The sequence below is a fragment of the Nocardioides sp. NPDC004968 genome (genome assembly GCF_040608935.1).
GTDB lineage: Bacteria > Actinomycetota > Actinomycetes > Propionibacteriales > Nocardioidaceae > Nocardioides.
Map to the genome: position 1 here is coordinate 1 of NZ_JBEXJF010000013.1, position 24316 is coordinate 24316.

Below are 24316 nucleotides of genomic sequence, written 5' to 3' on the forward strand. Positions count from 1 at the left end.
GTCGGTCTCGTAGGCCCAGTCGTAGAACTTCGAGCCGATCGGGAACGGCAGCGCTGCCGGCATGTGGATGAACGGGTCGATCTTGAAGTCGCTGTTTCTCGTCAGGATGAGCCGACTCGACGGATTAGCCGAAGCGACCGGAGATGTACGCCTCGGTGTCCGGGTTGTCCGGCTTGGTGAACATCTGCTTGGTGGGGTTGAACTCCACCAGACGGCCCGGCTGGCCGGCTGCCTTCAGGTTGAAGAACCCGGTGTCATCGGAGACGCGGGCGGCCTGCTGCATGTTGTGGGTGACGATCACGATCGTGTAGTCGGACTTCAACTCGTGGATGAGGTCCTCGATCGCGGCGGTCGAGATCGGGTCGAGAGCCGAGCACGGCTCGTCCATGAGCAGCACCTCCGGCTGGACCGCGATCGCGCGGGCGATGCAGAGCCGCTGCTGCTGACCACCGGACAGGCCCATGCCGGGCTTGCCGAGACGGTCCTTGACCTCGGTCCACAGGTTGGCGCCGCGCAGCGCCTTCTCCACGATCGAGTCCGCCTCGGACTTCTTGATCCGCTTGGCGTTGAGCCTGTTGCCGGCCAGCACGTTGTCGTAGATCGACATCGTCGGGAACGGGTTCGGCCGCTGGAAGACCATGCCGACCTTGCGGCGTACGGCCACCGGGTCGACGTTCGGCCCGTAGATGTCCTGGCCGGCGATCTGGATCTTCCCCTCGACGTACGCGCCGGGGATGACCTCGTGCATCCGGTTGAGGGTGCGCAGGAAGGTCGACTTGCCGCAGCCGGAGGGCCCGATGAAGGCCGTCACCGACTTCGGCTTGATGGACATGGAGACGTCCTCGACGGCCTTGAAGTCGCCGTAGAAGATGCTGGCGTCCTTGACTTGAATGGACATGTGTTTCTCCTAGCGCCCGGTCTTGGGGGCGAAGATCGTGCCGACGATACGGGCGATGAGGTTGAGGACCATGACGAGGATGAAGAGCACCAGTGCTCCACCCCAGGCGTACTCGACGCCCTTCGCCGTGGCCTCGGACAGCTGGGTGTAGATGAAGACCGGCACGGTCATCATCGGGCTGTCATCGAAGGCGTTGGTGTTCAGGTTCGGGTTGAAGCCCGAGGCGACCAGCAGCGGCGCGGTCTCGCCGATCACGCGCGAGATCGAGAGCACCACACCGGTGACGATGCCGCCGATCGCGGTCGGAAGCACCATCTTGGTGATGGTGCGCCACTTCGGCACCCCGAGGGCGTACGCGGCCTCGCGCAGGTCGTCGGGGACCAGCTTGAGCATCTCCTCGGTCGATCGGACGACGGTCGGGATCATCAGCAGCGAGAGCGCTACACCGCCGCCGAAGCCGAAGCGCGTGCCCGGCCCCATGAGCAGAGTGAAGAGCGCGAACGCGAACAGGCCCGCGACGATGGACGGGATGCCGGTCATGACGTCGACCAGGAATGTGATCGTCTTGGCGAGGCGGTTGCCCTTGCCGTACTCGATCAGGTAGATCGCGGTCATGATGCCGATCGGGATCGAGATCACCGCGGCGATGCCGGTGACGATCAGGGTGCCCATCAGTGCGTGGTAGAGACCGCCCTGCTCGTCGCCGGTGACCGAACGCATCGAGTACGTGAGGAACTCCGGGTTGATGGTCGCGGCGCCCTTGGAGACCACCGTGTAGACCAGCCAGATCAACGGGATGACCGCGACGGCGAAGGCCGTCCACACCAGCCCGGTGACGAGCTTGTCGGTGGCCGAGCGCCGGTTCTCCACCAGCAGCGCCCACAGCGGGTAGCCGATCAGGAACCCGAGCACGCCGATGACCGCTGCCCCGACGATGCTCGCGCCGAGGACGAGCGCCAGGCCGCCGAGAGCGACGGCTGCGACGCCGACCAGCCACTGGGCGCCTCGCGGGAGCGTGGCGTGGGAGAGCTTCGTCTGCTCGTTGGAGAGGTCGGTATTGCTCACTTGGCCCTCCCTCGGGCGACGATCCAGCGGGCGAGTGCGTTGACCAGGAAGGTGAAGGCGAACAGCACGAGGCCGGTCGCGATCAGCACGGAGAGTCGGTCGGGCGTGCTCTCCTTGTAGCCCTGGGCGATGTGCGCCGCGATGGTCTGCGGGTTGTTGGTGCCGATGATGAACAGCGAGATGAGGACCTTCGGCGAGACGATCATCGCGATCGCCATGGTCTCACCGAGAGCCCGGCCGAGGCCGAGCATGACCGCGGAGACCATGCCGGAGCGGGCGTAGGGGAAGACCGCGTAACGGATCATCTCCCAGCGCGTCGCGCCGAGCGCCAGCGCCGCCTCCTCGTGCAGTCGCGGCGTCTGCGCGAAGACCTCGCGGCAGATCGAGGTGATGATCGGCAGGATCATCACGGCCAGCACGATCGATGCGGTGAACAGCGTACGGCCGTTGCCGGAGGGCTGGCCGTCGAAGAACGGCAGCCAGGCCATGTTCTCGGAGAGCCAGGCATGGGCCGGCACCAGGTACGGACCGAGCACCACCGCACCCCACAGGCCGAAGACGACCGACGGGACCGCGGCGAGCAGGTCGATGACGTACGCCACGGGGGTCGCGATGCGCCGCGGGGCGTAGTGGCTGATGAAGAGCGCGATCGCCACGCTGAAGGGGACCGCGACGATCAGTGCCAGTACGGCGGCGTACATGGTGGCGTACAGCAGCGGCACGACCAGGCCCAGGAACGAGCCCTGGCCGGCGTAGTGCTGCTCGTCCACGTTGAAGCCCGGGATGCCCTCGATGCCCAGGAAGATGAAGACGGCTGCCAGCGCCACCATGATGAGAGTGGCGGCGATGACGGCGAGGCCCCGGAAGACGACATCCCCCATCGAGCCACGGCCGGACAGCTCCGACTTCGTGTCAACGCCAGGGTCGGCGCCGGGGTCAGCGGCGACAGTCACAAGGCATTCCTCGACTTTCTTGTTTCGGTTCTCAAGACAGCCGTACGGGCGGCGGCCGCAGCCACCGCCCGAACGGCGATCAGATCAGACGTACCGGCACTTACTTGATGCCGCCGACGAGCTCGAGAGCCTTGTCGGCAGTCTCACGGTCGAGCGGCGCGGAGCCGGCCTCCTCGGCGGCGACCTCCTGGCCGTCCTCGGAGAGGATGTACTCCAGGTAGCCCTTCACGTTGGCCGCGTCCTCGGCGTTCTCGTAGGTCGGGCAGGCCAGCAGGTAGGAGACCAGCACGACCGGGTAGACGCCGGCCTCGGTGGTCGTGCGGGCGACCTCGACGGCCATGTCGTTGTCGCTGGTGCCGACCGGCTTGGAGGCGGCCAGGATCTTCGCAGCGGCCTCGGCGGTCGGCTCGACGAAGTCCTCGCCGACCTTGACCTTGACAGTGGCGAGGTCGTTCTCGCGCGCCGCCGACTCGTCCATGAAGCCGATGTAGCCGGCACCCTGCATGGCGGTCACGACACCGGAGGTGCCGTCGCCGCCCTCGCCACCCTTGATGGAGGCGGGCCACTCACCGGAGGGCTCCTCGGCCCAGCCACCGGCGGCCGCGAGGTACTCGGTGAAGTTCTCCTGGGTGCCGGAGTCGTCCGAGCGGTGGACCGGGGTGATCGCGGTGTCCGGAAGCTTGGCGTCCGGGTTCGTGGCGGCGATCGCCGGGTCGTTCCACTTGGTGATCTTGCCCGCGAAGATGTCGGCGATCGTCTTGGGGTCGAGGTTGAGCTCGTCGACGCCCTCGACATTGAAGACGACGGCGATCGGCGAGACGTAGCCCGGGACCTGGATCGGGTCCGCGCCGCACTGCTCCTTGGCCTTGGCGAGCTCGCCCTCGTCGTCGTTGAGAGCGGAGTCGGTGCCGGCGAAGAGGTAGCCGCCGGTGATGAAGCCCTCACGACCCGAGCCGGAGCCCACGGGCTCGTAGACGACGCTGAGGTCGGGGTTCGCGTCCTGGATGCCGGCGACCCATGCCGCCTGGCCCTTCTCCTGTGAGGAGGCTCCGCCACCCTTGATGGTGCCCGAGAGGGTGCCTTCCCCGTCGCTACCGCTGTTCTGCTCGTTGGCGGCGCCGCAGGCGCTGATCGCAAGGGCAAGGGTCGCAGCAGTGATGCCCGGGACGAGTGCCCGGCGCAGCGAGGTGGTGTTCACGCAAGTCTCCTGATTGATGATGCAGTCGATTCGGAGTTGTCGCGATGACCGTAAGGAGCCGAGGTGGACGGGAAACTCGGTGAAGGTGAACGCAGGCTGAACGAGGAATTCAAAGTCGGTGGCAAATCAGTGTCAGTTCCGGGCACAGGAGATGAACAGGCAGGCCTCAAGCCTCTGCTAGACCTGAAATGCCTCAACAGCACGCACTTCACCGGCGCGCACGTGCAGCACCATCAGCTCGCCCTTCGCCAGCTTCGGGTCACGCATCCCCAGTCCCTCGAAGACCCACGGCAGCACCGGTCGGTGCGTGCAGATCACCGTCGGAACGGCCAGGTCACGCAGGGTGCCGGCAGCCAGGGCCGAAACGCCCCCTTCGTCCGCACCCTCCTCGCTCAGCAGTCTCATCTGCTCGGAAGCGACACCGGCGAGCCCGGCGTACGGCGCGACGGACTGCGTGCAGCGAACGCTGGGCGAGGTGACCACCCGGCGGATGTCGTAGGCCATCAGCAGGCCGGCCAGAGTGACCGCCTGGGTGCGGCCGGTGTCGTCGAGCGGCCGCTCCTGGTCCGCACCGGACCAGGCCGAACGGCCGACGGATGCGGCATGACGGAGGACCACGAGGGGCGTGGTGGGGTGGCGTACGTCCTCGGCCTGCTGCAGCGTCGCCCGATCGTGCGGGTACGTGAGCCGCTGGCGCGCCTCGTCCACCGGCAGCCACTCGACGTCGTCGATCTCGTCGTTGATCAGGTAGCCCTCGACATCGTCGTCGGCGCCGGCAGCGGTGCGGCCGACCCAGTAGTGGACCACCTTCTGACCCGCCTCGACGGGATAGCGCTGCGGCTGGAGCGGGCGGCCGAGCGCGACCCGCAGACCGGTCTCCTCACGCACCTCGCGGATCGCTGCCACCGGCACCGTCTCGCCGGGGTCGACCTTCCCCTTGGGAAAGGACCAGTCGTCGTACTTGGGTCTGTGGACCAGCGCCACCTCCGGCAGGTCTTCGTGCTCGCGAAAAACCACTACGCCGGCGGCCGGGATCTCGGGCATGCGCACAGGGTATGTCGAGAAGGCGGCTGATTCGTCTAAGGTTCCTCGCAATGCTCCGCACCCCCCAGCTTCTCGGCCGCCCCAGGACGTGGGCAGACCGATCATCCCGAGTCGTACGCGCCCACCCCTTGTTGACCATCGCGGTGGGCGTCGTCGTCGTTGCGCTGGTCATCTTCCTGGCCCGCGCATGGGCGACCCGCGGGGGCGACCTCGACGAGGCGCTGCGACTGGCCCCCGCCGAGGCGACACGGGTCTCCTTCACCGACTGGACGGGAATCCGCGAGAGCGTCGGTGCCGACCTCGATGCCGACTCCACACCGGAGGAGGTCCACGAGATGATCGATGAGGCCTATACGAAGGACCTCACCTCGACCTCGGTGCTGCCCGACGCCTCCGGGCTGCTGCAGCAGCACTTCGGCTGGTCACCCGCGACCCTCGACTGGGAGCTCTACACCCAGTCGACCGAGGGGGCGCTCATGGTCGGGCACCTCGAAGACATGGACGCCGACCACCTCGTCGACCAGCTCACCTCGATGGGGTTCACCGCTCCCGAGGACGACCCCGCAGACGGCGGCGTCTGGGACGGCACGCTGGTCCCGTTCTCCAGCTTCACCGACTCCGGGATCGACTCGACGATCAGCCCGCAGCTCACCTACATCGCCTTCCTGCCCGAGGATGACCTCATCCTGGCCTCGGACGGCCGGCGCTACCTGAGCGACCAGGTCGAGAGCCTCGGCGACGGTGACCTGCACGAGCCGATGACGGACGCCGCCGACCGGCTCGGCGACCCTCTCTCGGCGTTCGTGTACGACGGAGACTTCACCTGCACCGAGATCGGGCTGGGCGGTGCCTCGGCCGCGGACCAGGACCAGGCCGACGGCCTCGTCGACGCCGCGGGCGACATCAACCCGGTCGCGGGCTTCGCCATGGCAGCCGAGCCGAACGGCGACGTACGTGTCGCGATGTCGTTCGAGAACGACGACCAGGCGCGTACGAACGCCGACACGCGGGCCAAGCTCGCCGTCGGTCCGGCGCCCGGCCAGGGCGGCACGTTCGACGAGCGGTTCGAGCTCGGGAAGGTCGCGGCCGAGGACGAGGTCGTCACCATGCAGCTGCAGCCGAAGGACGGCACGGCCGTGCTCTCCGACCTGGCGAACGGGCCGCTGCTCTTCGCGACCTGCTGACGTCTTTAGGGGATGATCCCGAGGATGCGGTCGATCTCGTCCTGGGAGAGGTGATCCTCGGACTCGCTGGCGGCGACGATGAGATTGGTGGTGAGCTCGACCTCGAGGAGCAGCTCGGGATCTTCCAGCGTCACATCGAACTGATCAGCCACGCCCGCCTCCTCACCTCGCTCAAAAGCTCGTCTTCACATCATCGCCCAGTCTCGGGGGATCTGCGCGCTGATCCACCAAGAACCATCAAAAGTTGTCACATCAAGCGTGACACAGACGCCTGAGAGGGCTCCAATCAGACCACGAGGCCCCAGCCGAACGGCTGGGGCCTCGTTGCAGATGATCAGTGTCGGCAGGTGCCGAACCCGAGATCTTCTTACTTGTTCAGAGAGGGCGAACGTTCTCCGCCTGCGGGCCCTTCGGGCCCTGGGTGACGTCGAACTCGACCTTCTGGTTCTCGTCCAGCGACTTGTAGCCGTTGGTCTGAATCGCAGAGTAGTGAACGAAGACGTCGTCGCCGCCGTCCTCCTGCGCAATGAAGCCGAAACCCTTCTCGGCGTTGAACCACTTAACGGTGCCCTGAGCCATCTGCTCGTTACTCCTTAGTCGGGGCGAGAGGCCACCAGGTTCGGTAGCCCCGCATCAGGGGCGGGTGACACGTCGCTCCGACCTGTGTTCCCGAACCGGGGTCCGGGCGGGCACAGAGCAGAAACGCCGTTGGATCACAAACTCCGCAGGCGTCAGACCTTCTGGAACTTGCACCTGTTGCGGGAGTGACATTAGCAACTCACGCGCCTGAGCGAACCCCCCTTGACCGATCGTTTTACGCGCGAAGGGGTGAAGGTTGCCCAACAGAGCCGTGAAACGGCCGCTCTGCGGGACGTACGGCCACCGGTTCCGAGGCAGCTTCCGGCCCACGAGAGCCCCGCCGGCTCTGGCCACTGCCGCAATACTTGGCTAGCCACATGATTGGTGTTATGGTCATTATGTGGCTGGCCACATTATTCGCCAGAGCAACGCGACCCGAAGTGGAGTGTTCATGAAAGCGATCATTTTCGATGAGTTCGGCGGTCCGGATGTGCTGCACGAGGCGGACGTCGAAGTCCCGCAGCCCGGCCCCGGCCAGGTCCGAGTACGCGTCAAGGCTGCCGGGCTGAACGCGCTGGACGGCAAGAAGCGCGCCGGGATGCTCGAGGCGGTTTTCCCGACGACGTTCCCCGCCATCCCCGGCGGCGAGGTCGCAGGCGTGGTCGACGCGCTCGGTGAGGGCGTGAGCGACGTACAGGTCGGCGACGAGGTGCTCGGCTGGGCGGACACCGGCTCGTACGCCGAGTACGCCCTGGCCACCGCCGTGGCCCCCAAGCCCGCAGACCTCTCCTGGCAGGTCGCGGCCGCGCTGCCGGTCGCCAGCGAGACCGCCGAACGGGTCCTGGACGAGCTGGAGGTGACCGCCGGGGAGACCGTGCTGATGCACGGCGCCTCCGGAGCGGTCGGCACCGTGGCTGTCCAGCTCGCGACCGCCCGCGGTGCCCGCGTGATCGCCACGGCCGGCGCCTCGAACCAGGACTACCTCACCTCGCTCGGCGCGACCCCGACCACCTACGGCGAGGGCCTGGTCGAGCGGGTGCGGGCCCTGGCTCCCGACGGCGTGGACGCGGTCTTCGACCTGGCCGGCAAGGGCGCCCTGCCCGACTCCATCACCCTGCGCGGCGGCACCGAGCGCATCGTCACCATCGCCGACTTCGGTGCGGGCGAGCTCGGCGTCGCCTTCTCCCCCGGCGGCGGGGACTACCCCGTCGAGCGCCTGGCCGCCGTGGCTCAGGACGCCGCGGCCGGAACGCTGACCACCACCGTCACGGCGTACCCGCTGGCCAAGGCGGCCGACGCCCAGCAGGCCAGCGACGCCGGACACGTACGCGGCAAGCTCGTCCTCACCGTCGACTGAGCGTCCCGCCCCAACCCACCTGTTGCGGTGGCCATTCGGGCCACCACGTTCACCGAAAGAGACTTTTCATGCTGGAATCCCTGTGGGCCCCGATCACCCTCGGCGGCACCTCTCTGCCACACCGTCTGGTCATGGCCCCCATGACCCGTGACCGCTCCACCCCGGAGGGCGTGCCGACGGAGCTGAATGCCGAGTACTACGCACAGCGCGCCTCCAAGGCGCTGATCATCACCGAGGGCACCCAGCCCTCAGCCGATGGCCAGGGCTACCTGCTCACCCCTGGTGTCTACAACGACGCGCAGATCGCCGGGTGGCGCAAGGTCACCGATGCGGTGCACGCGGCAGGCAGCCGGGTGTTCATCCAACTGATGCACGTCGGCCGTATCTCCCACCCCGACAACACTCCGCACCACCGCCAGCCCGTCGCCCCCTCGGCAATCCGCCCGGCCGGCGTGATGTTCACCGGCTCCGGCCCTCAGGAGATGCCGGAGCCTCGTGCGCTCTCGACGCAGGAGGTCATCGAGACCGTCGAGGACTTCCGGCGGGCTGCTGCTGCGGCGGTTGCGGCGGGCGCGGACGGGGTGGAGATCCACGGCGCCAACGGCTACCTCGTCCACCAGTTCCTCTCCGGCAACGCCAACCAGCGCTCAGACCGCTACGGCGGCTCGATCGAGGCCCGTATCCGCTTCGCCGTGGAGGTTGTCGCCGCGGTGGCCGACGAGGTCGGTCCCGAGCGCACCGGCATCCGCATCTCGCCGGGAAACCCGTACAACGACATCGTCGAGTCCGACACCCACGAGCTGTACCCGGCGCTGGTGAAGGCGCTGCGCCCGCTGGGCCTGGCCTACCTGCACCTGATGCATGCGGGCGACGAGCAGCTGCTCGACACGCTCCGCGCGCAGTGGCCCGGCACTCTGATCCTCAACCGGCCAGGCGCCGACATCCCCGCTCGCGCCAAGGACGTCGACAACGGCACGGCCGACCTGGTCTCCGTCGGTGCACTGGCGCTTGCCAACCCCGACCTGGTCGAGCGGCTGCGCGTCGGGGCAGAGTTGAACACTCCCGACCCGGCGACCTTCTACGGTGGCGGAGCGGTCGGATACACCGACTACCCCACCCACACCGGCTGAAGAAGCGGAGACCATGCCCGAGATTCCCACCACTGCCGCAGGCGGGCCGATGAGCTACGCGATCTTCCAGCTCGCCCGCGCCCACCGCGCCTACGCCGGCGCCCTGCTGCGCAAGATGGATCTGCACCCCGGCCAGGAACTGCTCCTGATGCAGCTGCTGGATCGCGAGGGCCAGACCCAGTCCGAGCTTCTCGAGAGCGTCGGCCTCGACCACTCCACCGTCTCCAAGTCCCTGCGCCGCATGCAGGAAGCGGGCCTGCTGGTCCGCGAGCCGGCCGAGCACGACCGGCGGGTGATGGTCGTCCATCTCACGGACAAGGGCCGCGCCATGCGAGAACCCATCGCCGCCCTATGGCAGAGCCTGGAGGGAGCCTCGGCGGGCACTCTGACCGAGGAACAGGCAGCGGCGTTCGTCGAGACTGCCGGCGCGATCACCGACTCGATCAGCAGCCGACCGCTGCCGCAAGAAGAGTCCGGCTGACCCGCATCACACGGCCGAGCCCCGAGTCGCACATGCGGCTCGGGGCTCGATCCCGCTGTAGGCCGTGTCGGTCTCGAACCGACGACCCATGGATTAAAAGTCCACTGCTCTACCAACTGAGCTAACGGCCCGCCGGGAGTCTACCGGAGCGGCGGCCGTGTCCTATTCGTGGTCGCCCAGGCGCGTCGACGACCGTCCGCGCTCGCTGATGATCCGGGCGCATCGCTCGGCGGCCGCCTCGCCGGTCAGCGCATGCTCGAGCAGGAGCTGCGTCCAGCGCTCGTAGCGGGCGACCTCGACCGGATCGGCGATCTCGAGGTCGCCGGCGCTGGTCTCGAGGGTGACGATCCGGTCGCGCTGGTCCCAGCCGTGCTGGACCAGAACGGGGAATCTCTCGAAGGGGACGATCCCGATGGTCGCCTGGGTGGTGGTCGCAAGGTTGGCGATGTGATCGATCTGGGCACGCATGATGTCGGGCGAGCCCACCAGGTGATGGAGGGCGGCCTCGCCGACCAGGACGGTGATCGTCCGGCCGGGCTCGTAGAGGATCGCCGAGCGACGGAGCCTGGCCGCGATCACATGGGAGACCTCTCCGGCAACGGCGTCCCGGTCGCGCGAACCACCCGCCAGCGCCAGCAGAGCACGCGCGTAGTCGGGGGTCTGCAGCAGCTCGGGGACACTGTGCGGCTGGTAGCTGGTCAGGACCTTCGTGGCCACCTCGGTCGCTGCGTACGCGTCCTGGTGCTGCTCCGCACCACCGCCGGTCGGATGAGCGTCGCGGAACGCGGCGTGCTCCTGGTCGGCGCGGGCACGCAGCGCGAGCAGCATCTCCCGGTCGGCACCCACCGCGGCCGCCCAGGCACGGACCTCGGCCTCGGAGACCGACTGCCGGCCGGACTCGATCTTCGACACCTTGGGCTGGGACCAGCCCGAACCCAGGGCATCCGCCAGGCCAGATCCGGTCAGGCCGGCGGCGCGCCGGGCATCCCGGAGCGCCTCGGTCAGCGCTTCACGGGCTCGACGGTTGGGGCGGGGCACGGCGACAGCCTCCTTCGACGGCTTCGACAGGTTCGGCGAACCACCATCGTGCCCGATGGGCATACCGTCCGTCCAGATGCACATCATGATTGGCAAGATCAAAATATTATGCTCTACTGACTCCGGGGTCGACGTCGACAGGAAGGCAGGGCCTCGATGAGCATCCGACGAACCCACCCCGGACGACCACGCCTCGTCCCCTCGAACACAGCAGCCCCACCGCGCGAGCAGGTGCTTCATGCCGCGGCGCAGCTGTTCGTGACCAAGGGCTTCGCGGCAACCTCGACACGGGAGATCGCCGACAAGGTCGGGATCAGACAGGCGTCGCTCTACTACCACTTCACCGGCAAGGACGAGATCCTCGCCGAGCTCTTGGAGCGGTCCGTCCGACCCACCGTCGATCGGGTCGACCAGATCGAGCAGCTGACCGCGTCCGCGAGCCCCGAGGCCGCGCTCTACCTGCTGGCCCTCGTCGACATCCACACGCTCGCCGAGGCGCCGGACAACATCGGCATGCTGGCCACTCATCCCGATGTGACCAGCAGCGAGGCGTTCGATGCCTTTCGCAGCATTCGCGCCGAGCTCGCCGACGCCTACGGGCGGATCGCCACCCGGGCCACGGCGCCCGGGGTCGCAACAGCGGCCGAGCCGGGCCACCTCGGTGAGATGCTCATGCATCTGGTCGAGGTCACCACCACCCTCCGCAGCAGCGGTGTGCCGATCGACGACGCGACCGCCGCCGTCATCGCCTCGACCTGCCTGCGCGCCTGCGGGATCCCCGACAGTCGCATCACCCCGGCAGCCTCGTCAGCTACAACCCTCATGGGCGGGCTGACGACGAGCCGCTCCGGCGACTAGAGATCTCGATGCTGCGCGTCATCGCTCACGCACGGCCTCGCCGTAGGCACCCACGAAGCGCTCGAGCAGTTCGAGGAACTTCTCGGACTCGTCCCCGAGAGCGGCCAGCCCGTCCGCATAGGCGCCCAGCGCCCGCGCCGAGGCCGCCTCGTAGACGGCGAGCCCCTCCTCGGTCGGCTCGATCAGTCGCGCCGAGCGCCCCGGCTCGGCGAACCTCCGCAGATGGCCGGTGGTGAGCGCGGCGTTCACCTGCCGGTTCACGGTCGACTGCTCGAGGTTGAGGCCGTCGGCTATCTCCCGGAGCGTACGCGGCCGGCCGTCGGAGAGGAACCAGAGCAGACGGCCGTCGGCGTGATTGAGCGCGCTGCGGTCCTCGGCGAGACGGCGGTGCACCTCGAGGCGCCCCACCAAGGAGGCCAGACGGCGGTCGGTGGACAGATCCGGGCTGATCGGCCTAAAGAGAGGGTCTTCGGAGGACGGCTTTGTGGACGGCATCACATCTCCGGGCATTGTCGCGTGAACCTCATGATGTGTAGCATACATACGTCAATATGTAGATTACACATCAGAGGTGTGCCTTGAGTTCCTCCCCGTCCCCCACCCGCGAGCCGGCCACGCGCTCGGCGGGTGGCGCCGTGGCCGTCGTCATGGTGCTCTGCTTCGGCAGCCTCTGCGCCGCGCTGATGCAGTCACTGGTCATCCCGATCCAGAGCGAGCTCCCCGAGCTGCTCTCCACCACGGCCAGCACCGCCTCCTGGGTGCTGACCGCCACCCTGCTCGGCGCCGGTGTGACGATGCCGGTCACCGGCCGCCTCGCCGACCTCTACGGCAAGAAGCCGGTCCTGGTGATCTCGGGGATCGTGCTGGTGGTCGGCTCCGTCATCGTGGCACTCTCCGACGCCGTCGGTCCGGTCCTGGTCGGCCGCGTGCTCCAGGGCATGGCGATGGGCTACATCCCGGTCGCGATCAGCCTCGTACGCGAGGTCGCGCCCGAGCACCTGCGCAACACCGCGGTCGCCGGCGTCAGCGCCACCCTCGGGGTCGGCGGCGCGCTCGGTCTGCCGCTGGCCGCCTGGATCGCCCAGGACTTCGACTGGCACACCCTCTTCTGGGTCTCCGCCGGCCTGGCCCTCGCGGTCACCGTGCTGACCGCGGCCGTCGTCCCGCACGTACGCGATGCCCACCCCGGCCGCCTCGACATCATCGGCGCGCTCGGGCTCGCGGCCGGGCTCGTCGGCGTGCTGGTCGGCGTCTCCAAGGGCAACGACTGGGGCTGGGGCGAGCCGAGGACCCTCGGCATGATCGTCGGCGGCGTCGTGATCCTGCTGCTCTGGGGTTGGTACGAGCTGCGCCACGACGACCCGCTCGTCGACCTGCGCACCACAGCTCGCAAGCCGGTGCTGTTCACCAACATCGCGGCCGTCCTCATCGGCTTCGGCATGATGGCGCAGTCGATCGTGGTCCCGCAGCTCCTCCAGATGCCCGAGGCCACCGGCTACGGACTGGGCCAGACCATCTTCCAGGCCGGCATGTGGATGGCGCCGGCCGGTCTGATGATGATGCTCTTCACCCCGGTCTCCTCACGCCTGCTGACCCGCCTCGGCGGACGCGGCACGATGGCGATCGGCGCGGTCGTCCTGGCCGCGGGCTACGTCGTCGCGGTCTTCCTGATGGATGCCCCGTGGCAGCTCATGCTCGCCTCCTGCATCGCCTCGGCAGGCGTCGGGATCGGGTACGCCGCGATGCCCACGCTCATCCTCAGCAACGTCCCGGCCGCCGAGGCCGCCGCGAGCGTCGGGCTGAACAGCCTGATGCGCTCGATGGGCACCACGGTCGCGGGCGCGGTCATGGCCATCGTGCTGACCAGCCGGACAACTGTCCTCGCCCCCGGCATGCCCGAGATTCCGACCGCGGGCGCGTTCCAGCTCTGCTTCGTGATCGGGGCGCTCGCGGCCGGTGTCGGTGCGCTGATCGTGCTCCTCATCCCCAGGCCGCGGCAGGAAGCGGCCGACGACACCGCCGACGACGCGGTGCTCGCCGGATCGCACTGATCGGCAACACGCCGATACGACAGCGGGCCCGACCAGCTCAGAGCTGGTCGGGCCCGCTGCGTACGAACGAATCGTCGTTCAGTGGGTCCCGGTGATGCGGTCGAGCGGGCCCGGGGTGTAGGGCGAGTTGGCCTCCAGGTAGGCGGAGAAGGCGTCGATGTCGAGGCCGCCGTAGTAGGGGTCGGTGCCCTTGGTGAAGGCGGCGAAAGCGTCGCCGCCGCCCTGCAGGAAGTTGTTGGTCACGACCCGGTAGGACGCGGCCTTGTCGATCGGCTGGCCGTTGAGCGTGACCGATCCGTCGACGGGACCCGAGGGGCTGATCTGGTAGGAGAAGCCCTCCGATACCTGCAGGATCTTGTGGGTTGCGGCGTTGGCGCCGGTGACCTGCTGGGTGAGCAGGTCGTAGATGTCCTGGCCGGTCATGGTCAGCGAGACCATGTAGTTGTTGAACGGCTGGACCGTGAACGCCTCGTCGTAGGTCACATCACCGACGGCCTCGCCGTAGGGCGAGTTGGTCGCGGTCAGGTCGGCGCGGATGCCGCCCGGGTTCATGAACGCGATCACCGGCGCCTGCCCGTTGACGACCGTCGACTGGTCGGCGAGCTGGGCATCGGCGATCAGGTCACCGAGGGCGCTCTCGCCGGAGGCGTTGGTGGTGCGGGTGACGTCACCGGAGATCGAACCGAGCACGCGGGAGGCGATCGGGGTGACCAGCTCCTTGTAGGTGTTGATCAGCGTGGTCTGCTCGGGGGCCTTGGCCACGTCGCGGGTGACGAGCAGGTTCGAGCCCTTGACCGAGGAGCGGACGATGTCGCGCTTCTTGAGGTCGTACTTCAGGTTGGTCTCGGTGTAGAGCCGGCCGAAGGACGAGGCCGAGGTGACCAGGCGGGACTTGCCCTTGGGGTCCGGTACGTCGCAGACGTAGGGGTTGTGGGTGTGGCCGGTGACCACCATGTCGATCTCGGGGTCGAGGTCCTGGGCGATCGGCACGATGGGCGAGCCGGCGACCAGCTCGCCGCCGCCCTCGCAGGTGTAGTCGTACCTGGCGTTGACGTCGTAGACCGTGCCGGTGGCGGGATCGGTCCACTTCTCCCTCGGCAGGTTGGCGCCCTCGTGGATCAGGGTGACGATCGCCTTGACGCCCTTCTTCTTCAGCTTGGGCACGAGCGCGTTGGCGGTCTCGACCTCGTCCTTGAAGGTGAGGCCCTTGACCCCCTCGGCGGTGACGATGTCGGGAGTGCCCTCCAGGGTCATGCCGATGAAGCCGATCTTGACGCCGTCGACCTCCTTGATCGCGTAGGACGGCAGGATCGTCTTGCCGCTCGCGTCCTCGATCACGTTGGAGGCGAGGATGTCGAAGTCGGCACCCTCGTACTCGTGGGAGGCGCAGGAGTTCTGGTTGTCCTCGCCGTCGCCGTCATCGATGCAGCCGCCGTCGGCGATGCGCTGCAGCTCCTTGTAGCCCTCGTCGAACTCGTGGTTGCCGACCGAGGTCACGTCCAGGCCGAGCTTGTTGAGCGCCTCGATGGACGGCTCGTCGTGGAAGGCGGCCGAGAGCAGCGGCGAGGCGCCGATCAGGTCGCCCGCGGCGACGGTCAGCGAACGCTTGTGACCCTTGCGGGCCTCGGCCAGGTGGGAGGCGAGGTATTCCACGCCACCGACGTTGACGGTCTCGTCGACCGGCGCGCCGGTTGCCGGGTCGATGTGGTGGCCGGTGACCAGACGCCCGCTCGAACCCGACGGAGCCTCGAGATTGCCGTGGAAGTCGTTGAACGAGAGCAGCTGGACATCGACCAGATGCTTCCCGTGACCGGGCCCCGGCTTGGCCGAGGCAGAGGTCGCCAACGGGGTGGCGACCGCGGCGGCCGCGAGGGCGACCGCGGCAACGGCCACAGCGGGGCGAATTCTTCGGATGTTACGAGACATTGCGGGGCTCCCCATCTCAGTGATCAACGAAGGGAACGATGCCCCTTCGGGTTCTTCTTGGGAAGAGGTAATCGGGTTACCGCTGCCGAATCGTCATCAACCGTTAATCACCCGAAAAATTCGGTAACGCTGACCGTTCCACCGGCCTCCTCGAACTCCTCGCGGACCGTCTCCCGCAGCTTCGCGTCGGAGAGATAGTCGGCAGCGACCCCGGCGAGACCGTAGGCGGCATCGACGAGCACCTCGTCGGCGTACGGCGTGACCGCGGCAGCGGCGAACTCGCGGCTGTGCAGAGACACGTCGGGCTCGGCGATCTTGACCATCGCGTGCAGGCCGGGGACGCGGAAGGAGACGTTGCCGAAGTCGGTGGACCCGGCGAGCAGGTCCGGGACGACGCCGGGCGCGAGGACGGTGTGGTTGCGCTCCTGGTAGCGGCGGTTCCACGCCTGGGCCAGCCCGCTGTTGTTGCGGATCGGCAGGTAGACCGGCGACGTGTCCCAGCTGAACTCGACACCGCAGCCAGTCATCAGCGCCGCGCCCATCGCCATCTCCTCCAATCGCTGGGAGAGGATCTTGAGCGTCTCGGGGTAGGCGGAGCGTACGTAGAACTCGATCGAGGCGTGCTCCGGGATCACGTTGGGGCGCAGGCCGCCGTCGGTGATGATCGCGTGCACCCGGTCGGTCGGCGGCATCTGCTGCCGGTTGAGCGCGACGCCGGTGTAGAGGAGGTTGGTCGCGTCCAGGGCGTTGCGTCCCATGAACGGCTGGATCGAGGCGTGCGCCGGCACCCCGACGTACGTCACCTTCAGCTGCCTCCGGCCCAGGAAGACCGGCTCGGAGCTGTCGTAGGTGAACGGGTGGACCATGATCGCCGCGTCGACGCCGTCGAAGGCGCCCTTCTGCGCCATCAGCTCCTTGCCGCCACCGCCCTCCTCGGCCGGGGTGCCGAGCCAGATCACGCGGCCGCCGAGGCGGTCGATCACGCTCGCGATGGCCAGGAACGCGCCCACGCCGACCGTGGCGATCAGGTTGTGGCCGCAGCCGTGGCCGATGCCGGGGAGCGCGTCGTACTCGGAGAGCACGGCGATCGTCGGACCGTCCTTGGTGCCGCCCGCCGAGGCGTAGAGCGCGGTCGGGAGGCCGTAGGCGCCACGGGCCACCTCGATGCCGTGAGCCTCGACGAACTCGGCCAGCCCGGCCGAGCTCCGGTGCTCCTCGAAGCCGGTCTCCGGGTGCTCCGCAAGGTCGTGGGAGACCGCCACCAGCTCGGGGCCCACGTCCACGAGCTTGTCGCGGATCGCGTCCAGGATCCCCCTCGGCGCACCCGCCGAGCTCGACTCGGCCGCCTTCGTGATGAGCGCCTTGGCGTCTGTTTCGTCGCGGAGCTGGTTGACCAGGAACGGGTTCGGCTGCTGCGGCTGGCTCATGTCCCCAGAGGCTATCGGTGATGTGTCACCGATCGCTGAGGGCCCAGCCGTCGGCGACGATGCGTGCCTCGTCGGCGGGTCGGGAGGAGTCGAACGACGTACGCCGCCCCTGGCTCACCACGATGCCGTCGACGTAGATCCCGCGACCCTGGGAGGACGAGTCGGTCTCGTAGGTCCACCGCACCGTGGTCGTGCCGTCCGGGAGCTCGGCGCGGCCGCGCAGCCACCGGCGGCCGCCGTAGCCGTTGACCGCTTCGCTGGTCTCCCAGCGCCAGTCCCCACCCTCGAGCGTCCAGGGCAGCGGGCTGAAGGTGGTGCCGTCGGTGGAGTACTGCAGCCGGCCGAAGTCGAAGCGTGGCTCGGTGTCGAACCAGTAGCAGAAGGTGAGCTTCGCGTCGTCGGTGGCCGTGAGAGGCACGTCGAGCGTCGCCTTCCTCGCGTTCGTGCGACCCGAGAACCACGACGTACGTCCCCTCGCCGGCCGGACCGCCGAGGCCATGCCGAGCGCGTCGGAGACGGCACGACGGGAGGGGTTGTTGCTGCCCCAGTCGCGGCTGGGGTGGACGCGGTTGGTCATCAGCACGACGAGCTGGTGGCCGATCGGGTCCATCACGAAGCTGGTGCCGGTGTAGCCGGTGTGACCGAAGGAGACCGGCGACCAGATCGGGCCGTGGTACCAGGTCGTGGCGAGCTCCCAGCCGAGACCTCGGCTGCTTCCGGGGAACTGGGTTCCGGTGTAGTCGCGCAGCGACACCCTGACCGTGTCCTCCTTCAGGATCCTGGTGCCGTTGTAGACGCCGCCGTTGAGGTACATCTGGCCGAACCTGGCCATGTCGGCCGCGGTCGAGAAGACGCCCGCGTGACCGGCGACGCCGCCGAGGGCCCAGGCGTTCTCGTCATGCACCTCACCACGGATCATCGGGCGGCCGGCCCAGGGCTGGTACTCGGTGGCGGCGACACGGTCGAGGCGGTCGGCGGGCGGGTTGTACATGGTGTCGCGCATCCCGAGCGGCTCGGTGATGTGGTCGCGGACGTAGACGTCGAGCTTCTTCCCGGAGAGCCGCTCGACCAGCAGCCCGAGGGTGATCAGGTTGATGTCGGAGTAGCGGTAGACCTGCTCGGGCGCGTGCGTCGGCGTCGTGTCCATGATCGCCGCGACCCGCTCCTCGTAGGTGTCGTAGCCCGCCCACAGCGACGGCGACGGGCCGGCGAGCAGGCCGGAGACGTGGGTGAGGAGGTGGCCTACGAGGATCGCGTCCTTGCCGTGCGGCGCGAACTCGGGCAGGTACGTGACCACCGGCGCCTCGAGGTCGAGGCTGCCCTGCTCCATCAGCTGGAGGATCGCGGTCGTGGTGAAGAGCTTCGACATCGAGGCGATGTCCCACATCGTGTCCAGCCCGGCCGCGACCTGCTGCTCGGCCGGGAGCTCGACGACGGTGGTGCCGTCCAGGCCGTATCGGAGCGCCTTGCCCACGCTCTCGTGGGCGACGATGACGCCGTCCTTGACCGCGATCGCGGTGGCCCCGGCGTACAGGGGATGGGCGGGGTTCTCCGTCGTCGGCTCGAGGAACCGGGTCAGCTCGGTGCGCATCCTCGCGATCTGCGCCGGGTCGAGGCCGACCTGGCGGGCGTGGCCGGGACGCAGGACGGTGCGCGGGGTGAAGGTCAGCTCGTCCGGCGTGATCGTCGGTGGCCCGCCGGCCAACGAGGCGAGCGACCTGGTTGCCTTGGTCGGGTCCTCCGGGGTCGAGGCCACCGCGGCACCGCCGAGGAGAGTCATCGCGACTCCGCTCAGGGTGCCGCCGAGAAGCGTGCGCCGAGAGGTCATGAGCATGTCCGGAGACGGTGTCATACCCCGATACTGCCGCTCCGGCGCGAGCTTCGTGCGTGAAAGGAAATTTTCTTTCACGGCGCCGGTCTCAGGTCCGGTCTCTGGTCCGGTCTCAGAGCGTCGGCCAGTGCTCCGCCCACGGCTTCGCCTGCTCCAGCTGAGCAGCGACCTGCAGCAGCAGGCCGTCGTCGCCGAGCTGACCGGAGAGCTGGATGCCCAGCGGCAGTCCGGTGGCGGTCCGGTAGGTCGGCACCGAGATCGCCGGGCGTCCGGTGATGTTGGCGAGCTGGGTGTAGGGCACCCAGCCGAGGTTCTCGTCGACCAGCTGGTCGATCATCCCGGTCGCGCGCATGACCCGCCCGCCGTGCACCTTGTGCAGCACCCGAGCGGCGGTCTGGAGCGCCTTGGGCGTGGTCAGCTGCCCGACCTTCAGCGGCGGCTTCGCCAACGTCGGGGTCAGCAGCAGGTCGTACGTCTCGTGGAACCCGCTGAGGCGGCGTACGTGGTTGCGGCGGTTGATGTGCGCGAGCTCGACGGCGACCACTCCCCCGGCCCGGCCGAGCTCGGCCACGGCCAGGGTGTCGGCCTCGAAGTCGGCGTTCTTGGCTCCGACACGGAGCTTGGCCTCGGCGACCTCGGCAGCGGCGGAGGCGAACCAGATGGTGAGGAAGTCGCGGCCGAGCTCGGCGGCGTCGTAGGGCGCCTCGACCTCCTCGACGTCGTGGCCGAGCGCTTCGAGGGCCTTGGCCGCATCCTCGACGGCCGCGATCGCCTCCGGGTCGGGCGCGGTGATCGAGGACGTCGAGGTGAACCCGATCCGGAGCTTGCGCGGCGCGGCCGCGATGGCCTCGGAGAAGGCCGCGCCGGGGTGCGGCGCGTGGATCATCGCCATCGGCTGGTCACCGATGAGCGCGTCGTAGAGCCCGGCCGCGTCGCGGACCGTGCGGGTCACCACGCCCTGGACGACGAAGCCGTTGGAGGCATCCAGGCTCTGCGGGCCCAGCGGCAGCAGCCCGCGGGTGGTCTTGAGACCGACCAAGCCGTTGCAGGCAGCCGGGATCCGGATGGACCCGCCGCCGTCGTTGGCGCCGGCGGCCGGGACGATCCCGGCGCCCACCGCGGCCCCGGAGCCACCCGAGGAGCCGCCGGGCGTGTGGTCGGTGTTCCACGGGTTGCGCGCGGCGCCGAACAGCTCCGGCTCGGTGATCCCCTTCGACCCGAACTCCGGGGTGTTCGTCTTGCCGAAGATCACCAGGCCGGCGTCCAGGGCACTCTGGGTGAAGTAGGAGTGCTCCTCGGCGACATCGTCGACGAGCGACCGCGAGCCGTAGGTCGTCGGGTGCCCCTGATACTCCTGAGCCAGGTCCTTCACCAGGAACGGCACCCCGGCGAACGGCCCGCTCGGGCCGTCGCCGGCGACCTGGGCGTCGGCCTCCGGGATGTCCGCGACGATCGCGTTGATCCGTGGGTTCACCGCCGCCGCCCGCTCCCGCGCCACGGCCAGGACCTCGGCCGCGGTCACCTCGTTGGCAGCGACCAGCTGCGCCAGCCCGGTGGCGTCGTACGTCAGATACTCATCGACCCGCATGAGCGCAGGTTAGCGGCCAGACCGGCATCGCGGGCCGATGTGAGTCGGTCGATCCTGATTTCGCCTCGGGGCTATGTTTCCGGGCATGGCCATCATCGACGGCGAAGCCGCACCCACGTCGGACAAGACCGCGGACGAGACGGCGATCGAGGCCCTGGTGGGCGCGTTCTTCTCGGCCTTCACCTCAGGACCGGACGCGGCCGCACGCCTGGACGTTCTGCGCCGGATCATGCTTCCCGGCGCGACCGTGGTGCGCACGTGCGGCCTGCCGGTCGAGGTCTACGACGTCGAGTCCTTCATCGCCCCGCGCCTCGCGCTCCTGACCAGTGGCGAGATCAGCGAGTTCGAGGAGTGGCCGGAGCCCGGTCGCACCGACGTCTTCGGCGACATCGCCCATTGGTGGGGCGCCTACGGCAAGCGCTGGGGCGCGGACGGCGAGATCCACACCGGCAGGGGCATCAAGACGATGTCGTTCGTACGCACCGACGACGGCTGGCGGATCAGCTCGGCTGCCTGGGACGACGAGCGTCAGGGTTGATGGCCGGTCAGTTGAAGATCTCCCGGTAGTCACCCTCGACCCGGTCGCGCTTCCACAGGTCGATGCCGGTGGAAGCGGCGTACTCGTCGATCCTGGCCAGCTCCTCGGTGGTGAACTCCGGACCGGAGAGCGCGCCGATGCAGTCGGTGACCTGCTCGGGGCGGGACGCGCCGATGACGACCGAGGTCATCCGCGGATCGCGCAGCGCCCAGGCGAGCGCCATCTGAGCGAGCGTCTGGCCACGGTCGACGGCGAGGGCGTTGAGCGACTCGATCCCGGCGAGCGTCTCGGGCGTGAGCGCCTCCGGGGTCAGGAAGCGGGCCTTGGCAGCGCGCGAGTCCTCCGGGATTCCGCCAGCACCGAGGTACTTGTTCGTCAGCAGACCCTGCGCCAGCGGCGAGAAGGAGATCGCCCCGGCCCCGACCTCGTCGAGCGTGTCCAGCAGCCCGTCGGTCTCGAGCCAGCGGTTGAGGATGGAGTAGGACGGCTGGTGGATCAGCAGCGGCGTACCGAGGTCGCGGAGGATCGCCGCCGCCTCACGGGTCAGCGCCGAGGAGTAGGAGCTCAGTCCGACGTAGAGCGCCTTCCCGGACCGCACGATCTGGTCGAGGGCGCCCATCGTCTCCTCCAGCGGCGTGCTGGGGTCGGGGCGGTGGTGGTAGTAGATGTCGACGTAGTCGAGCCCCATCCGCTTCAGCGACTGGTCGAGGCTGGAGATCAGGTACTTCCGCGAGCCGCCGATCTTGCCGTACGGCCCCGGCCACATGTCCCAGCCGGCCTTGGTCGAGATCACCAGCTCGTCGCGCAGGTTGGCGAAGTCGCCGCGCAGATGGCGCCCGAAGTTCTCCTCGGCGGACCCGTAGGGCGGGCCGTAGTTGTTGGCCAGGTCGAAGTGGGTGATGCCGGCGTCGAATGCCGTACGCAGGATCGCCCGCTGCCGCTCGAACGCCAGGTCGTCACCGAAGTTGTGCCACAGCCCGAGGCTGACCGCCGGCAGATCCAGACCGCTGTGCCCGGTCCGCCGGTACGGCATCGCGTCGTAGCGAGCCTCCGAAGGAACGTACGTCATGCGCCGGTCCCCTTTCCTGCGCGCAGCGCCACCTTGATCATCGGCCACTGCAGCGGCAGCCGCGCGACCGTACCGGCGAAGAACCCGGCCGACTTGGGGGTCCGCTTCCGGTTCGCCCGCTTCCCAGCGTCGACACTCATCTGCACGTTGGCGGGGAACACACCGACCAGCAGCGCGGCACTCGCGAGCCCCGCGATCCGACGGGTCTTCGGGTGCAGCAGCCCCAGCCCGCAGACGATCTCCGCGACCCCGGAGACCTCGACCACCTTGCGCGCATCCGGCAGCGCCGACGGCACGATCGGCTCGAAGACCTGCGGCTTCACCAGATGCAGGGTCCCCGACCCGAGGAACAATGCGGCCAACCCGGCCAGCGGCAGATCGAGCCGCGAAGAAGATTCAGTGCTCACGGGACGACTCTGTCACGCCCGCCCAACGTGGGAGCCGGGGAGTCACCCAGTGACCCTTCGACAGGCTCAGGACACCGCCTCAGGACTCCCGGGTCGGCCTGCTGGATCGCCGTTGCGGAGATTTCTTACGAAGCTCGTTATGTCTTGGTGGAGCCTCGGGTGCGCACCCTCCAGCGGGTCCTCTTTCCCGACCACATCCGCGATGTCCGCGAGGCATTCGGCCACGATGGAGTCGGCACGACGGACGCCCCACTTCGTGATCTCGGCGACCAGATCAGCCGTCGTGAGACCGGCGTGGCGGTAGGCCCCGTTGACGGCGAGAGCCATCTTCCCGTCGATGTCGGCGATGTGGGTCTGGGGTACGACGTCGTAGGCGGGCGCTAGGCGGGGCTCGTTGTCGAGTGGATGGAGGATGCCGAGGTTCTTGGCGTGCATGTCGAGGTTGCCGACGGCGACCGCGAGCACGGCCATCTGCGCGAGGGTCACCATGTCAGCCGACTGCGTGGTCCGCTGGAGCGTGTCGGCGACACGACGCAGGCTCACCAGACCGCCGTACTCCTGGTATTTCTGATCCCCTGAGGCTCCCAGCGCCTGACTGAAGTCCTCTTGGTGGATCCGACCGGCGGCCGAGCGGTCAAAGCGCTCGATGACCAGAGTCGGCAGACCGTCGAAGTCGTCGATCCAGGCGTCGTGACGGGCCAGCCCGAGCGCTCGCGAGATCCGAGCGCCGTACTCCTCGTCGAAGATCACGCTCGGACGCCGATCCAGCCGCGGCTTGAGGATGTGGGTCGTCGGATGACCGCCCAGTGCCTGCGCCCAACCACCGTCCCGACGAACCAGAACGACCTTCGGCTGCACGCCCGCGAGAGACGACTTCCCGAGCAACGGCTCGTTGGCCAGCGGCGCACCGACCGGATCCTCGAGCAGTTGCCGGATTCCGACATCGCCGACGGGTTGAAGCGAAGGCGTCTTCGGTTCCGTCGGGTCATCGAGATCCCAGATCTGGAGCGCTCCCGCGACATCACGACCATAGCGAGCGAGGAAACCCAAGGTGTCCCCGCGACGCAGCCCCGCCTGACTCAGCATGTAGTCGTACTGGTCGCCCTCGGGCAGCAGCTCAGCGAACCAGTTGCGGCGCCGCGAGGCCTGATGTTTGCGTGACACGGCGACGAGCGGAACCGCCACCGAGAGCACAGAGCTGTTCGCGCCGAAACGATCGACTCCGTCACTGCTCGGGACGAAGTCGTACGTCGCAGGCTGGCCGGTCAGCTCGCCGATGACCGTGCCGTAGAGCTCAACGGCGAGACGCATCGCGCTCGTCCTCCCAGGTGGCGGTCAGCTCGACTCCGGTTGCGCGCATCATGTCGAGCAAGCGGCGTACGTAGATCGTCGACTTGCCCGATTCGACGTCACTGACCGTGCTCTGCGGCACGCCGACCGCATCCGCCAGCTCCGTCTGCGTCATCCCGCTAGCCAACCTTGCCTGCTGAACCGCCAGCCCGAAGTCGGCCGGTGCCCGCAATCGCGCACGACTCATCTCGCTCGCTCCTTCCATCGCGATTTCACGATGAACCCAGAGTATCGCGAAATCGCGATAGCACCACGGTATCGTGATTTCCCGATACCCGCACGACAGCACCCGCAATCGATCCGTACCGTGAACCACTGTGGCGAACTCGAAGATCGCAGCCACC

At 68.5% G+C, this 24316-nt stretch carries 24 protein-coding genes and 1 tRNA gene; 7 read left to right on the top strand and 18 right to left on the bottom strand.

The window, feature by feature from the left end:
- Positions 1–124: 124 nt before the first annotated feature.
- The 5 genes from pstB to ABZU72_RS14565 all read right to left on the bottom strand — a co-directional run bounded on the left by pstB (position 125) and on the right by ABZU72_RS14565 (position 5158).
- Positions 125–898, bottom strand: a complete 774-nt coding sequence (gene pstB / locus ABZU72_RS14545; RefSeq protein WP_355019553.1) for a phosphate ABC transporter ATP-binding protein PstB — start codon at positions 896–898, stop codon at positions 125–127.
- Positions 899–907: 9 nt separating this feature from the next.
- The gene (gene pstA / locus ABZU72_RS14550) at positions 908–1963 is read right to left on the bottom strand and encodes a phosphate ABC transporter permease PstA (RefSeq protein ID WP_355019554.1); all 1056 of its coding nucleotides are present in this window, start codon (positions 1961–1963) and stop codon (positions 908–910) included.
- Positions 1960–2916, bottom strand: coding sequence for a phosphate ABC transporter permease subunit PstC (gene pstC, locus ABZU72_RS14555; protein WP_355019555.1), 957 nt, complete (start codon positions 2914–2916; stop codon positions 1960–1962). Before pstC ends, pstA begins: the two co-directional genes overlap by 4 nt.
- A gap of 100 nt (positions 2917–3016) precedes the next feature.
- Positions 3017–4114 carry a phosphate ABC transporter substrate-binding protein PstS gene (locus ABZU72_RS14560; RefSeq protein ID WP_355019556.1) on the bottom strand — a complete coding sequence of 366 codons (1098 nt, stop codon included), beginning with the start codon at positions 4112–4114 and terminating at the stop codon, positions 3017–3019.
- A 177-nt stretch (positions 4115–4291) separates the two neighbouring features.
- The gene (locus ABZU72_RS14565) at positions 4292–5158 is read right to left on the bottom strand and encodes an NUDIX hydrolase (RefSeq protein ID WP_355019557.1); all 867 of its coding nucleotides are present in this window, start codon (positions 5156–5158) and stop codon (positions 4292–4294) included.
- A 50-nt stretch (positions 5159–5208) separates the two neighbouring features.
- Here ABZU72_RS14565 and ABZU72_RS14570 point away from each other — a divergent pair, with 50 nt between their 5' ends.
- Complete coding sequence (locus ABZU72_RS14570) at positions 5209–6342, top strand: hypothetical protein (RefSeq protein ID WP_355019558.1); 1134 nt, start codon at positions 5209–5211, stop codon at positions 6340–6342.
- A gap of 5 nt (positions 6343–6347) precedes the next feature.
- On the opposite strand, the gene ABZU72_RS14575 is transcribed toward ABZU72_RS14570, so the two are convergent.
- On the bottom strand, positions 6348–6494 hold the full coding sequence (locus ABZU72_RS14575) for a hypothetical protein (RefSeq protein WP_008360628.1): 147 nt from the start codon (positions 6492–6494) through the stop codon (positions 6348–6350).
- A gap of 223 nt (positions 6495–6717) precedes the next feature.
- Complete coding sequence (locus ABZU72_RS14580) at positions 6718–6921, bottom strand: cold-shock protein (RefSeq protein ID WP_045548871.1); 204 nt, start codon at positions 6919–6921, stop codon at positions 6718–6720.
- A 451-nt stretch (positions 6922–7372) separates the two neighbouring features.
- On the opposite strand from ABZU72_RS14580, the gene ABZU72_RS14585 reads away from it, so the two are divergent.
- The 3 genes from ABZU72_RS14585 to ABZU72_RS14595 all read left to right on the top strand — a co-directional run bounded on the left by ABZU72_RS14585 (position 7373) and on the right by ABZU72_RS14595 (position 9889).
- A complete protein-coding gene (locus tag ABZU72_RS14585; protein WP_355019559.1) occupies positions 7373–8278 on the top strand; it encodes an NADP-dependent oxidoreductase in 906 nt (301 codons plus the stop codon).
- A gap of 68 nt (positions 8279–8346) precedes the next feature.
- Positions 8347–9408 (top strand): alkene reductase, encoded by a 1062-nt coding sequence (locus ABZU72_RS14590; protein WP_355019560.1) that lies wholly within the window; start codon positions 8347–8349, stop codon positions 9406–9408.
- Between the two features lie 13 nt (positions 9409–9421).
- Entirely contained in the window at positions 9422–9889 is a 468-nt protein-coding gene (locus ABZU72_RS14595) for a MarR family winged helix-turn-helix transcriptional regulator (protein ID WP_355019561.1), read from the top strand.
- Positions 9890–9947: 58 nt separating this feature from the next.
- Here ABZU72_RS14595 and ABZU72_RS14600 read toward each other — a convergent pair.
- Together ABZU72_RS14600 and ABZU72_RS14605 are read right to left on the bottom strand one after the other, a co-directional pair.
- Positions 9948–10020 (bottom strand) — tRNA-Lys (locus ABZU72_RS14600).
- A gap of 31 nt (positions 10021–10051) precedes the next feature.
- Positions 10052–10927 (bottom strand): helix-turn-helix transcriptional regulator, encoded by an 876-nt coding sequence (locus ABZU72_RS14605; protein ID WP_355019562.1) that lies wholly within the window; start codon positions 10925–10927, stop codon positions 10052–10054.
- 156 nt (positions 10928–11083) lie between these two features.
- On the opposite strand from ABZU72_RS14605, the gene ABZU72_RS14610 reads away from it, so the two are divergent.
- Positions 11084–11785, top strand: coding sequence for a TetR/AcrR family transcriptional regulator (locus ABZU72_RS14610; protein WP_355019563.1), 702 nt, complete (start codon positions 11084–11086; stop codon positions 11783–11785).
- 18 nt (positions 11786–11803) lie between these two features.
- Here the strand turns inward: ABZU72_RS14610 and ABZU72_RS14615 are convergent, their stop codons facing one another.
- Entirely contained in the window at positions 11804–12280 is a 477-nt protein-coding gene (locus tag ABZU72_RS14615; protein WP_355019564.1) for a MarR family winged helix-turn-helix transcriptional regulator, read from the bottom strand.
- 83 nt (positions 12281–12363) lie between these two features.
- Here ABZU72_RS14615 and ABZU72_RS14620 point away from each other — a divergent pair, with 83 nt between their 5' ends.
- Positions 12364–13836, top strand: a complete 1473-nt coding sequence (locus tag ABZU72_RS14620) for an MFS transporter (protein ID WP_355019565.1) — start codon at positions 12364–12366, stop codon at positions 13834–13836.
- Between the two features lie 78 nt (positions 13837–13914).
- Here ABZU72_RS14620 and ABZU72_RS14625 read toward each other — a convergent pair whose 3' ends face one another.
- From ABZU72_RS14625 to ABZU72_RS14640, 4 genes are all read right to left on the bottom strand, one after another.
- Entirely contained in the window at positions 13915–15729 is a 1815-nt protein-coding gene (locus ABZU72_RS14625) for a bifunctional metallophosphatase/5'-nucleotidase (RefSeq protein ID WP_355019566.1), read from the bottom strand.
- A 140-nt stretch (positions 15730–15869) separates the two neighbouring features.
- Complete coding sequence (locus ABZU72_RS14630) at positions 15870–17189, bottom strand: M20 family metallopeptidase (protein ID WP_355019567.1); 1320 nt, start codon at positions 17187–17189, stop codon at positions 15870–15872.
- A 25-nt stretch (positions 17190–17214) separates the two neighbouring features.
- Complete coding sequence (locus ABZU72_RS14635; RefSeq protein ID WP_355019568.1) at positions 17215–19041, bottom strand: serine hydrolase; 1827 nt, start codon at positions 19039–19041, stop codon at positions 17215–17217.
- Between the two features lie 91 nt (positions 19042–19132).
- Positions 19133–20608, bottom strand: a complete 1476-nt coding sequence (locus ABZU72_RS14640; RefSeq protein ID WP_355019569.1) for an amidase — start codon at positions 20606–20608, stop codon at positions 19133–19135.
- Between the two features lie 85 nt (positions 20609–20693).
- Between ABZU72_RS14640 and ABZU72_RS14645 the strand changes: the two genes are divergently transcribed.
- Positions 20694–21146: a DUF4440 domain-containing protein gene (locus ABZU72_RS14645; protein ID WP_355019570.1), complete on the top strand. Its 453-nt coding sequence runs from the start codon at positions 20694–20696 to the stop codon at positions 21144–21146.
- Positions 21147–21153: 7 nt separating this feature from the next.
- Here ABZU72_RS14645 and mgrA read toward each other — a convergent pair whose 3' ends face one another.
- The 4 genes from mgrA to ABZU72_RS14665 form a co-directional block, all read right to left on the bottom strand.
- On the bottom strand, positions 21154–22215 hold the full coding sequence (gene mgrA, locus ABZU72_RS14650) for an L-glyceraldehyde 3-phosphate reductase (protein WP_355019571.1): 1062 nt from the start codon (positions 22213–22215) through the stop codon (positions 21154–21156).
- A complete protein-coding gene (locus tag ABZU72_RS14655; protein ID WP_355019572.1) occupies positions 22212–22622 on the bottom strand; it encodes a DoxX family protein in 411 nt (136 codons plus the stop codon). The genes mgrA and ABZU72_RS14655 overlap by 4 nt, the downstream gene beginning before the upstream one ends.
- Before the next feature lie 66 nt (positions 22623–22688).
- Complete coding sequence (locus ABZU72_RS14660) at positions 22689–23933, bottom strand: HipA domain-containing protein (protein WP_355019573.1); 1245 nt, start codon at positions 23931–23933, stop codon at positions 22689–22691.
- Positions 23917–24315: a helix-turn-helix transcriptional regulator gene (locus ABZU72_RS14665; RefSeq protein WP_355019574.1), complete on the bottom strand. Its 399-nt coding sequence runs from the start codon at positions 24313–24315 to the stop codon at positions 23917–23919. Before ABZU72_RS14665 ends, ABZU72_RS14660 begins: the two co-directional genes overlap by 17 nt.
- Position 24316 lies beyond the last annotated feature (1 nt).

Coding starts and splice junctions, on each gene's coding strand:
- pstB (WP_355019553.1), bottom strand. CDS start 898: ATGTCCATTCAAGTCAAGGACGCCAGCATCTTCTACGGCGACTTCAAG.
- ABZU72_RS14565 (WP_355019557.1), bottom strand. CDS start 5,158: ATGCCCGAGATCCCGGCCGCCGGCGTAGTGGTTTTTCGCGAGCACGAA.
- ABZU72_RS14570 (WP_355019558.1), top strand. CDS start 5,209: ATGCTCCGCACCCCCCAGCTTCTCGGCCGCCCCAGGACGTGGGCAGAC.
- ABZU72_RS14580 (WP_045548871.1), bottom strand. CDS start 6,921: ATGGCTCAGGGCACCGTTAAGTGGTTCAACGCCGAGAAGGGTTTCGGC.
- ABZU72_RS14585 (WP_355019559.1), top strand. CDS start 7,373: ATGAAAGCGATCATTTTCGATGAGTTCGGCGGTCCGGATGTGCTGCAC.
- ABZU72_RS14590 (WP_355019560.1), top strand. CDS start 8,347: ATGCTGGAATCCCTGTGGGCCCCGATCACCCTCGGCGGCACCTCTCTG.
- ABZU72_RS14595 (WP_355019561.1), top strand. CDS start 9,422: ATGCCCGAGATTCCCACCACTGCCGCAGGCGGGCCGATGAGCTACGCG.
- ABZU72_RS14610 (WP_355019563.1), top strand. CDS start 11,084: ATGAGCATCCGACGAACCCACCCCGGACGACCACGCCTCGTCCCCTCG.
- ABZU72_RS14615 (WP_355019564.1), bottom strand. CDS start 12,280: ATGCCGTCCACAAAGCCGTCCTCCGAAGACCCTCTCTTTAGGCCGATC.
- ABZU72_RS14630 (WP_355019567.1), bottom strand. CDS start 17,189: ATGAGCCAGCCGCAGCAGCCGAACCCGTTCCTGGTCAACCAGCTCCGC.
- ABZU72_RS14635 (WP_355019568.1), bottom strand. CDS start 19,041: ATGACACCGTCTCCGGACATGCTCATGACCTCTCGGCGCACGCTTCTC.
- ABZU72_RS14640 (WP_355019569.1), bottom strand. CDS start 20,608: ATGCGGGTCGATGAGTATCTGACGTACGACGCCACCGGGCTGGCGCAG.
- ABZU72_RS14645 (WP_355019570.1), top strand. CDS start 20,694: ATGGCCATCATCGACGGCGAAGCCGCACCCACGTCGGACAAGACCGCG.
- mgrA (WP_355019571.1), bottom strand. CDS start 22,215: ATGACGTACGTTCCTTCGGAGGCTCGCTACGACGCGATGCCGTACCGG.
- ABZU72_RS14660 (WP_355019573.1), bottom strand. CDS start 23,933: ATGCGTCTCGCCGTTGAGCTCTACGGCACGGTCATCGGCGAGCTGACC.